The organism is Collimonas fungivorans (assembly GCF_028292705.1).
GTDB classification, from domain to species: Bacteria; Pseudomonadota; Gammaproteobacteria; order Burkholderiales; family Burkholderiaceae_D; genus Collimonas; species Collimonas fungivorans_B.
In genome coordinates this window covers 1-9963 of the sequence record NZ_JAQGLV010000291.1, presented here as the reverse complement: position 1 = coordinate 9963, position 9963 = coordinate 1, and the positions used below count along the sequence as shown (strand labels likewise).

10 protein-coding genes are annotated in these 9963 nt (G+C 56.8%); 6 read left to right on the top strand and 4 right to left on the bottom strand.

The window, feature by feature from the left end; translation table 11 throughout:
• The coding region (locus JWQ61_RS16340; RefSeq protein ID WP_304361455.1) for a hypothetical protein at positions 1–186 on the top strand (186 nt) is incomplete at its 5' end.
• 66 nt (positions 187–252) lie between these two features.
• Here JWQ61_RS16340 and JWQ61_RS16335 read toward each other — a convergent pair.
• The 4 genes from JWQ61_RS16335 to JWQ61_RS16320 form a co-directional block, all read right to left on the bottom strand.
• Positions 253–996, bottom strand: coding sequence for an amino acid ABC transporter permease (locus JWQ61_RS16335; protein ID WP_304361454.1), 744 nt, complete (start codon positions 994–996; stop codon positions 253–255).
• A 162-nt stretch (positions 997–1158) separates the two neighbouring features.
• A complete protein-coding gene (locus JWQ61_RS16330) occupies positions 1159–1953 on the bottom strand; it encodes a basic amino acid ABC transporter substrate-binding protein (RefSeq protein WP_304361453.1) in 795 nt (264 codons plus the stop codon).
• A 37-nt stretch (positions 1954–1990) separates the two neighbouring features.
• Complete coding sequence (locus JWQ61_RS16325; protein ID WP_304361452.1) at positions 1991–2782, bottom strand: basic amino acid ABC transporter substrate-binding protein; 792 nt, start codon at positions 2780–2782, stop codon at positions 1991–1993.
• 15 nt (positions 2783–2797) lie between these two features.
• The gene (locus tag JWQ61_RS16320; protein ID WP_120237006.1) at positions 2798–3577 is read right to left on the bottom strand and encodes a basic amino acid ABC transporter substrate-binding protein; all 780 of its coding nucleotides are present in this window, start codon (positions 3575–3577) and stop codon (positions 2798–2800) included.
• Positions 3578–4073: 496 nt separating this feature from the next.
• Between JWQ61_RS16320 and JWQ61_RS16315 the strand changes: the two genes are divergently transcribed.
• The 5 genes from JWQ61_RS16315 to JWQ61_RS16295 form a co-directional block, all read left to right on the top strand.
• A complete protein-coding gene (locus tag JWQ61_RS16315) occupies positions 4074–4844 on the top strand; it encodes an enoyl-CoA hydratase/isomerase family protein (RefSeq protein WP_304361451.1) in 771 nt (256 codons plus the stop codon).
• 64 nt (positions 4845–4908) lie between these two features.
• Complete coding sequence (locus JWQ61_RS16310; RefSeq protein ID WP_304361450.1) at positions 4909–5970, top strand: ABC transporter substrate-binding protein; 1062 nt, start codon at positions 4909–4911, stop codon at positions 5968–5970.
• Between the two features lie 12 nt (positions 5971–5982).
• Positions 5983–7047 carry an ABC transporter ATP-binding protein gene (locus JWQ61_RS16305; RefSeq protein ID WP_304361449.1) on the top strand — a complete coding sequence of 355 codons (1065 nt, stop codon included), beginning with the start codon at positions 5983–5985 and terminating at the stop codon, positions 7045–7047.
• Between the two features lie 14 nt (positions 7048–7061).
• On the top strand, positions 7062–8786 hold the full coding sequence (locus JWQ61_RS16300; protein WP_304361448.1) for an ABC transporter permease subunit: 1725 nt from the start codon (positions 7062–7064) through the stop codon (positions 8784–8786).
• A 57-nt stretch (positions 8787–8843) separates the two neighbouring features.
• Positions 8844–9963: class I adenylate-forming enzyme family protein (locus tag JWQ61_RS16295; RefSeq protein ID WP_304361447.1), on the top strand; the 1120-nt coding region annotated here is incomplete at its 3' end.

Genomic DNA, 9963 nt, shown 5'->3' with positions numbered 1-9963 from the left:
CGTGTGGTGATCTTCGAGGATGAAGTGTGGATCCTGGACTACAAGCGCAATCTGCTCGACAGCGAACGCGCGGCGTACACCGCACAGTTGCGCAGCTACCGGCAGGCGGCGCAGGGGGTGTTCGGCGACAAGCGTTTGCGTACTGCCTTGCTGACTGTCGATGGACGTTTATCGGAAGTCGACTAGCCATAAAAAAACCCTTATTTTCAATGAGAAAATAAGGGTTTTTCGAATCGGGCCGCCAGCTTGCAATCAACGATGGTGGGGCGCCGCATATTTCCGTTCCAGCCGTCCGACCAGCGTCGCCAGTATCATGGTCATCGCGAAATAGACCACGGAAATCGTGATGTACGGTTCCCAATAACGCGAGTAGGCGCCGGCAACGGTCCTGGCGGCATAAGCCAGCTCGGCCAGGCCGATGGCCGATACCAGCGACGAATCCTTGAGCAGGGTGATGGCTTCATTGCCGAGCGGCGGCAGCATGCGGCGGAACGCCTGCGGCAGCACCACGTAGCGCATGGTCAGCTTGTAGCCCATGCCGAGGCTGGATGCCGCATAAGACTGGCCGCGGTCGATAGACTGGATGCCGGCCCGGAAAATCTCTGAAATATAAGCGCCGGCATTCAACGACAGGGCGACGATGCCGGAAATGAATGCGCCGTAGTCTTGCTTGATGGTGCGCGCCAGCTCGCCGGAGATCAGCAGGCCGTTGTCTTGATGGATCAGCACAGGCATTACTGCAAAGTGGATCAGCAGGATCTGCACGAACAGCGGAGTGCCGCGGAAGAAGGCGACATAGAAGCTGGCCAGCCATTTCAACAGGCGGAACGGCCATTTCCATGGACCGTGCTTGACTTCGGCCAGACGCAGCATGCCGAGCAACAGTCCGAGGATGGTGCCGATGATGATGCTGATCACGGCGACCTGGACCGTCATGAAGAAGCCCTTGACGAATAGCGGCGCGTAGCCTTGTATGATGCTCCAGCGAAAATCCATAAGTGTATTGAGAAGAAACGGTGCGACGGGCTGAGAGGACGCGTAACCTGGCAGGCTGCTGATCCGGGCTAAACATGAAGATAATAAAAAATTAGCGCAAAATTATACCGTAGATGCCGCAGACCGCCAAAAACAGCCGGTCTGCGGGCAGGCTACAGCTAATTACTTACCGTTGCCAAAGTACTTTTCATTGATTTTTGCGAAACTGCCGTCAGCCTTGACATCAGCCAGGCCCTGGTTGATCTTGGCCAGCAGTTCGGTATTGCCTTTGCGTACTGCAATGCCATAGTACTCTTTCGGAAAGCCGGCATCGGTGACGACGCGGAAGCTGGCCGACGGATTGTTGGTAATGTAGTTCCTGACTACAGGATCGTCCGCCACCACGGCATCGACGCCGCCGCTTTCCAGCTCTTTCAGGGCCAGCGTGGTGGAATCGAAGCGCTTGATGCTGGGGTTGTTCTTGCCCACCAGGTTTTGCACCACTTCGTCGCCGGTAGTGGCGCTTTGCACGCCGATCTTCATGGTCTTCAGGTCATTGAACTGCTTGACCGAGGTATTGCCTTGCGGGACGGCGATCAGCTGGCTGGCTTCGAAATAAGGTTCGGAAAAATCGACGGTCTGCTTGCGCTCGTCGGTAATCGTGATGGCGGAAATCAGCAGGTCGCGGTCGCCCTGCGCCAGGAAGTTGAAGATGCCTTCGAACGGGGTCGGGATAAATTTGACTTCGATGCCGATTTTGGCTGCGATCGCCTTCATCAGGTCGATATCGAAACCGACCACTTCCTTTTTTTCGTTTTCGGCGGAAAACGGTGCGTAAGCAGATTCAACGCCGACCACGTACAGGGTTTGCTTGGCGGCCGCCGCTGGCGCCTCTTCCTTTTTACTGCAGGCGCCCACTGCGAGCAGGCTCAGGCTGAGAGCGCACAGCGGCAGGTAGCGGCTTAACATTTTTTTCATGGTGTTCTCGTCAAATAAGTCGAATTTATAACTGTATTTATAACTTCTCGTCCGCGAAATATTTCTTGTAGATCCGGTCCTGGGTGCCGTCAGCCTTGATCTGTTCCAGGCCGTGGTTGAGCTTGGCCAGCAGTTCGGCGTTGCCCTTCTTGACCGCGATTCCGTAGTATTCCTTGGGGAAGGCCGGATCGTTGACGATGCGGAAGCTCTTGCCCGGATTGTTCTTGACGAAATTGGTGACCACGCCGTTATCGCCGATCACGGCATCGACGCCGCCGCCTTCCAGTTCCTGGAACGCCAGCGGCATCGATTCGAAACGCTTGACGCTGGGGCTGTTCTTGCCGACCAGGTTCTGCGCCGCTTCATCCGCGGTGGTGGCGCTCTGGACGCCGATCTTCAATGCTTTCAGGTCTTCGAACTTGGCCACTTTCGAGCTCGACGGCAGCACGATCAGCTGCTTCGCCACGAAATAGGGTTCGGAGAAATCCATGGTCTGGCGGCGCTGGTCGTTGATCGTGATGGTTGAAATCAGGATGTCGCGGTCGCCCTGGGCCAGGGCGTTGAACAGGCCGTCGAACGGGGTGTTGACGATCCGGATCTTGAGGCCGGCCTTATCGGCCACGGCTTTCATGATGTCGATATCGAAGCCGACCAGTTCCTTTTGTTCGTTCTCGGAAGCGAAGGGCGCATAAGCGCCGTCGGCGCCGACCACGTATTCAGTGTTGGCGGCGGTCGCCGCCGGATTGCTGTCCTTCTTGCCGCAGCCTGCCAGGACGACAAGCGAACACAGCAATGCCAGGGTAAGGGCCGGCAGATATCGTTGTTTCATGTTTTTCCCCGGCGGTTATTTGGCAGTGTCGGCAAAATACTTGGCGTAGATCTTGTCGTAAGTGCCGTCGGCCTTGATTGCCGCCAGCCCTTTGTTGACCTTGGCCAGCAGCTCGGCGTTGCCCTTCTTGACTGCGATGCCGTAATACTCTTTCGGGAAAGCCGGATCGGCGATAAAACGGAAACCTTCGGATGGATTGTTCTTGATGTAGTTCTTGATCACGCCGTTGTCGGACACCACGGCTTCAACGCCGCCGCCTTCCAGCTCCTTCATGACCAGGGTCGCCGATTCCAGGCGCTTGATGTTGGGATTGCTCTTGCCCAGTTCCTTTTGCACGATCTCGTCGCCGGTGGTAGCGCTTTGCACGCCCACTTTCATGTTCTTGAGGTCGGCGAATTTCGTCACCTTGGAATTCTTCGGCACCACGATCAGCTGGTTGGCTTCGAAGTAGGGTTCGGAAAAGTCGACAGTCTGCTTGCGTTCGTCGGTAATCGTGATGGCCGAGGCCAGCAGGTCGCGGTCGCCCTGCGCCAGGAAATTGAAGATGCCTTCAAACGGCGTGTTGACGAACTTGATCTTGAAACCGCCCTTGTCGGCGATGGCGTTCATGACGTCGACGTCAAAGCCGACGATTTCCTTTTGTTCATTCTGGTATTCGAACGGTGCAAAAGTCGCTTCGGCGCCGACCAGGTATTCGGTCGGCGCAGGCGCTGCCGCCGTTTTCGGTTCCTGCTTGCCGCAAGCCGCCAGCGACAGAGCGAGTACGCACAGGCCCAGGTTGAAAATGCGATTCATTGAGTAGCTCCTGTAAAGATCGGTAAAGTGTTCCATTAACATCGGCGACGAAAACCGGCTTGCGAGAGTGGCTGCCCCGCGCGGCCTTCTCAATCGTGCATGTCGTTGCCATGTTATCAATGTTGTTTGGAATAAGCCGCTATTTTAGATTCATCTATGCAAATAACAATGATTTATATAGATGCCCTGCCATTTAAAGAGCGTTGTCCGATACCTACCGGCAGGGCGCCAGGGCACTGATGGCCTACACCTGCATCCTCGATCAGGCAGGGCTACCTGAATATCAGCGTCACATCCTCAGGTTCTTCTGATAACTCCGGCTGTCCCGCCTTGCACCGAACCTGAATATTTGCGTGCTGCAGCGCACAGTTCTGGCGCACAGATGCACCATCCTTCCCCATGTAAAAACCTCTTGTGCTTTGCGCATAGACAGGCATGCATATTGCATTGATACTTTGTATCGCAATAAAACATTAGTTATTACATAGGAATAGTTATGGAAAAATATATCATTTTGGAAACAAGCGGAAACGTTGGCGTGGTGACCTTGAATCGCCCTGAAAAACTCAATGCCTGGAATACCGACATGCGCAACGAGATCATTGCCGCATTGACGAAATTCAATGCCGATCCGGCCGTTGGCGCCATCGTCATGACGGGCGCCGGCGAACGCGCATTCTGTGCGGGACAGGACCTGGAAGAAGCGCACGGCTTCGATCCTGCACGCGTGAACGAGTGGATGAGCGAATGGGAAAACTACTATGCCGTGCTGCGCGGCTTGTCGAAGCCGCTAGTCATTGCGCTTAACGGCACCGCCGCCGGCTCCGCTTTCCAGGTTGCGTTGCTGGGCGATATCCGTGTCGGACATGCCGGGTCACGCATGGGGCAGCCGGAAATAAATGCCGGTATACCGAGTGTGACCGGTCCGTGGATCATGAAGCAGATGCTGGGGTTGTCGCGCACGATAGAACTGACACTGACCGGCCGCATGATGGAAGCGGAAGAGTGCCATCGGATCGGCCTGATCCATCATCTGGTCGCCGCCGACCAAGTCTTGCCCAAAGCGATGGAGATTGCTCGCGATCTGGCAGCCAAGCCGCCGGTGGCGATGCGCCTGGATAAGCAGCGTTTCTGCGAAATGTCCGAATCCGGTTTTCACGAAGCCATCAGCGCCGGCCGCCGGATCCAGGTGGCGGCGTACAGCACGGGTGAACCGGCACGCATGATGGAAGAGTTTTTCCGCAAGCGCGGCCGCAGCATCGCGTAATCAGATTTCCGCAGAGGGTTGTTGCAATGAACGTTTTTACATTTCTATCGCATAGGGAGGTCGTATGAAAAATCGTTTCGATACCACACGCCGTGGAGTGCTGAAGCTGGCCGGGGGACTGGCTGTCGCTGGCGCATTCCCGGCTACGGCGTTCGGCCAGAATAAACAGATCGTGGTCGCCGATCCCGGCGGTCCCTACACCGCAGCATATCGAAAAGCCTTTTACGACCCGTTTGAAAAGGCCACCGGCATCCGTGTCATCAATGTGGCGCGCGAGGCGCAACCGGTGGCGCAGTTGACAGCGATGGTAAAGACGAAGAATTTCGTGTGGGATGTCACAACCCTGACCGTGGCGCAGGATATTCCTATCTTGGAAGAAGCCGGTTTGCTGGAGCCGCTGGGATTGAAAGTCGCGGATTTTCCCAACATGCTGGCGGAATCGGTTGCGCCAAACTTCATGGGCGTCGACGTCTATTCGACCGTGCTGGCATACCGTAGCGACAAGTATGGCAAAAATCCCCCGTCCAGTTGGGCCGATTTCTGGAATGTCGAAAAATTTCCAGGGCGCCGGGCATTGCGCCGTAATGCCATCGACACACTGGAACAGGCATTGATGGCCGACGGCGTTTCCATCGATAAACTCTACCCGCTGGATCTGGACCGGGCGTTCAAGAGTCTTGATCGCATCAAGCCGCATGTCGCAGTATGGTGGACCAGCGGCGCACAGGCGATGCAGCTGATTCAGTCCGGCGAGGTCGACATGATCTCGACCTGGAATGCGCGTGCGCAAACCGCCATCGAAGGCGGCGCAGCGGTCGCCATCGTCTGGAACCAGGGACTGTATTCGATCGAGGGCTGGGGGGTGCCGAAGGGAACGCCGCGTGCCGAAGAAGCCAAGGCGTTCGTCAAATTCTGCGCCGATGCAGCGCGCCAGGCGGCCTTTACCGACACCTTGGCATACGGCCCGACCAATCTCAGTGCCTATCAAAACATTCCGGCTAAACGCGCCGCGATTTTGCCGACCTCGGCAGCCAACCTGAAGCTCATGCGCGCGCCTAGCGCGCAGTGGTGGCACAAGAACCGCAATCTGGCGTCAGATCGATTCAACGCATGGTTACTTTCGTAAGCGGGTAGAAAAATGGTCGCCAGATTAGAAACAATTGGACTTAGCAAGCGCTATCAGGACGTCACTGCGCTGTCGCCCACCGATCTGCAGGTACAGGATGGCGAATTCCTGACCCTGCTCGGTCCTTCGGGTTCCGGCAAGACCACGCTACTGCAAATCATCGCAGGGCTGGTCGAACCAAGCGACGGCAGGTTGCTGATCGACGGTAAGGACGCCACTCGCAAGGCCGCCGGTGAACGCGGCATTGGCATGGTGTTTCAAAGTTATGCCTTGTTTCCTCACATGACCGTGTGGGACAACGTGGCCTATCCATTGCGCATGCGCAAAGAGGGTAGAGCAGCGATGGACACCGCGGTCAAGGAAGCGTTGGAAATGGTGCAGATGGGCGCTTACGCCCACCGCCTGCCGCGTGAATTGTCCGGCGGCCAGCAACAGCGTATTGCACTGGCGCGATGTTTTGTCTACAAGCCCTCGGTGATCCTGCTGGACGAACCGCTGGGCGCGCTCGACAAGAAATTACGCGAGCACATGCAATCCGAAATCCGCCGCTTGCACAAGGATTTGGGGGCCACCTTCATTTACGTCACCCACGATCAGGAGGAGGCGCTCAATCTGTCCGATCGTATCTGCCTGATGAATCAGTCGAAGATAGAGCAGATAGGTACGCCGCAAGCCATGTACGACCAGCCTGCCACCGTGTTCTCGGCGCAATTCATCGGTTACTCGAACTTGTTGAAAGGAACGCTGGAGCAAGGTGCTGCTGGTTTCGATACCTTGCGCAACGGCCGCTTCGCATTGCCTGTGATATCGCAGGATGCCAGCCAGCCGGCCACCAGGACGCTGGTCGTGAGGCCGGAAAACGCACGATTGGCCAGTACTGAATCAGCCTATTTGCGAGGTCGCGTCAACGAAGTCGTATTTGCCGGATCCGATATCCGCGTACTCATCGACATCGGCGAAGCGGAGCCATTCTTGCTGCGTTGCGGCCGCCGCGAAGCCCCTGCCGTCGGCGATATCGTCGGCGTCAATTGGCAGCGTGAATTGACCACTCTCTTGACCACCGCCGTTGCCGCTTGAAAGGAGCCGTCATCATGCTTAATTCCTCAAGCCGCAAGCTGTTCAAGGCCATGCTGCCGGCATTGCCGTCTCTCGTATTCCTGCTATGTTTTTTTTGCGTGCCGGTCTACGAGATCTTGCAAACAGGCGCCTACAACGCCGAAGGCAACCTGAGTCTGGCGCAGTTCCATCGCATCAGCGGCGATATCGTGTATGCGAAGGTATTGTGGACTACCTTCAAGATATCGCTGCTGACTGCCCTGTTTGCAGTCGGACTCGGCTTTCCGGTCGCCTATTTCCTGAGCCAGATCAGCGACCGCCGGCGCGGTAAATGGATGATCTGGCTGTTGGTTCCGTTCTGGACCAGTTACCTGGTGAAGACTTTTGCCTGGATTCTGCTGCTGTCTAAAACCGGTGTGCTTGCCTCGATCGCGATGGGACTTGGCCTGGTCGACGATCCGCAAGCCTTGGCGCCATCCTTGAGCGGTGTGATGATCGGCATGGTGCATGCGATGTTGCCGCTGGCGGTGATGAACATGCTGCCGATCATGCGCGGCGTTAATGCGCAATTGCTGCAGGCTGCGGAAACACTGGGCGCCAATCGCACAGTTGCATTCTTTTCGGTGTTCCTGCCGCTAGCGGCGCCGGGCATGGCTGCTGCCGGCCTTCTGGTATTTATCACCAGCCTGGGTTTCTTCATCTTGCCGGCTCTGCTCGGCACACCGCAGGAAACCATGGTCGCCCAATTGGTGATTTCGGCGATCAATGAATTGTTCAATTTGCCGTTCGCCGCTGCCTTGTCGACGGTCTTGCTGGTCTGCGCGGTTGCTGTATTTGTCGCGTACGACAAACTGGTTGGTTTATCTTCATTGAGCGGCGAGTCACGACTTCCTGTGCGCAACAAGAATTTACCTGGCATGAACGGCTTCCTCATCGTCGTCGGCAGAACATTGGGACGCGCTCATGGCGCATTGGGGCCGATAAGCGCGAGGGTTCGCGGCCTGAAAATATATACGTTGGTGATGATCGCATTGTTATCGCTGCCAATCCTGGTGGTGCTGCCGATCGCATTCACCGATTCTCCGTTCCTGGCCTTTCCGCCTAAAGGTTTCAGCCTGCGCTGGTTCTCCTCGTTCATGTTCTCTCCGGTCTGGCAATCGGCGCTGCTGCGTTCGTTCGGGGTGGCGGTGGTAACCGCGCTTGCCGCCACCGCTCTGGGTCTGGGCGCTGCGCTGTCCTTGACACGCCTGCCGTCTGCCTGGACCAAGCCCATGCTCGCGGTTTTCCTGGCGCCGCTGATCGTGCCGCGCATCGTGATTGCGGTTGGCTTGTTCTATCTGTTTGCGCGTCTCGGGCTGGTCGGCACTAATCTTGGGTTGGCGATCGGCCATACCGTATTGGCGATTCCCTATGTGGTCGTGACAATGGTAGCGGCGCTCAAGCGCTTCGACTGGCGTCTCGACGATGCCGGCCGCATCCTCGGTGCGTCGGCGCTGGCGCGGCTGCGCACGATACAGATGCCGATGATGATAGGCAGCGTGGTGGCTGCATTGCAGATTGCTTTCATCATTTCGTTTGATGAATTGACGATTGCCATTTTCGTCAGCGGCGGTCTCACCAATACGTTGCCGAAACAGATGTGGGATGACATGACTTTGCAAGTCAATCCGACCCTGGCGGCGGTATCGCTGGTCATGGTTGTGGTGATTGCGGTGCTGGTGTTGATCCCGACGTTCTTCAAACGCGCCGAGCAGGCATGAAGTCCTGCGCCATCGCGACTCTAATCAAGACAAATCAAGACTGACCAATATATTGACATGCACAACTATTCCGATTATTTCCCTGTTCGTTCATCTCGCGACAATCTCGACGTCGTGCCGTTGCTGCATGATGGGCTGATACAGAGAGGATCGAGCACGCTGCTCGATTTTAATGGCGCCAGGATATCATTCGACGATATGGCAAAACGCGTCGGCGCGATGCAATCCTGGCTGGAATCAAAAGGTATCTGCCGCGGCGACCGGGTGGCGCTGATGCTGGAAAACGGCCTGGATCATATCGCGCTGATCTATGCGCTGATGCTGAGCGGCGTGGTGTGGGTGCCGGTCAATACGCGTCTGAAGGGACCGGGTATTGACTATCTGCTCGGCCATTGCAAACCGGCGTTGTTCGTCGCTCAAGATGAATTTTCCGAGGTCTTGTCGGAGTTGCCGGATTTGCGATCCCGGCTGGTCTGGCTCGAGCAGGTGCAACTGACGGTGCGGCAGATGCCAGTTGAAGGCCGGCCGCTGCAGGCTGCGCCGGTCAATGCCGACGATACCTTGTGCCTGATCTATACCTCCGGCACCACTGGTGCGCCGAAGGGGGTGGTGTTCACCCATCGCATGATGCGGATTGCCAGCGAAGCAACCTTGATCGTTTCCGGCGCCGGTGCAGGTGACCGCATGTTCGTCTGGGAGCCGCTATGCCATATCGGCGGCGCGCAGATGATGCTGGTGCCGTTTTTTCAACAAGTTGAATTGCACATAGTCGAGCGTTTTTCGGCGAGCCGCTTTTGGCAGCAGATGGAAACCTCTCAGGCTACCCATTTGCATTATCTCGGCGGCATCCTGGACATATTGATGCAGCTGCCGCTGCCGCCTGCGCGCCATGCTTTGCGCGTGGCCTGGGGCGCCGGCGTGTCGGTAAAAGCGTGGGATACAGTGATCGCTCGTCTGCAACTGGATCTGCGTGAATGTTATGGCATGACCGAAGGATCCAGCTTCACTACCGTCAACGTCAGCGGCAAGCCGGGCTCCATCGGCCGCGCGCTGCCTTGGCTCAAGGTCGAACTGCTGGATGATCATGATCAGCCGGTAGCCATCGGCGATATTGGACAAATCGTGGTGTCGAGCATGATCGATGGCGCCTTTTTGCCGCAATACCTGGACAATCCGG

Bases quoted from the DNA above. Each gene is read 5' to 3' on its own strand.
- JWQ61_RS16335 (WP_304361454.1), bottom strand. From the start codon at position 996: ATGGATTTTCGCTGGAGCATCATACAAGGCTACGCGCCGCTATTCGTC.
- JWQ61_RS16330 (WP_304361453.1), bottom strand. From the start codon at position 1,953: ATGAAAAAAATGTTAAGCCGCTACCTGCCGCTGTGCGCTCTCAGCCTG.
- JWQ61_RS16325 (WP_304361452.1), bottom strand. From the start codon at position 2,782: ATGAAACAACGATATCTGCCGGCCCTTACCCTGGCATTGCTGTGTTCG.
- JWQ61_RS16320 (WP_120237006.1), bottom strand. From the start codon at position 3,577: ATGAATCGCATTTTCAACCTGGGCCTGTGCGTACTCGCTCTGTCGCTG.
- JWQ61_RS16315 (WP_304361451.1), top strand. From the start codon at position 4,074: ATGGAAAAATATATCATTTTGGAAACAAGCGGAAACGTTGGCGTGGTG.
- JWQ61_RS16310 (WP_304361450.1), top strand. From the start codon at position 4,909: ATGAAAAATCGTTTCGATACCACACGCCGTGGAGTGCTGAAGCTGGCC.
- JWQ61_RS16305 (WP_304361449.1), top strand. From the start codon at position 5,983: ATGGTCGCCAGATTAGAAACAATTGGACTTAGCAAGCGCTATCAGGAC.
- JWQ61_RS16300 (WP_304361448.1), top strand. From the start codon at position 7,062: ATGCTTAATTCCTCAAGCCGCAAGCTGTTCAAGGCCATGCTGCCGGCA.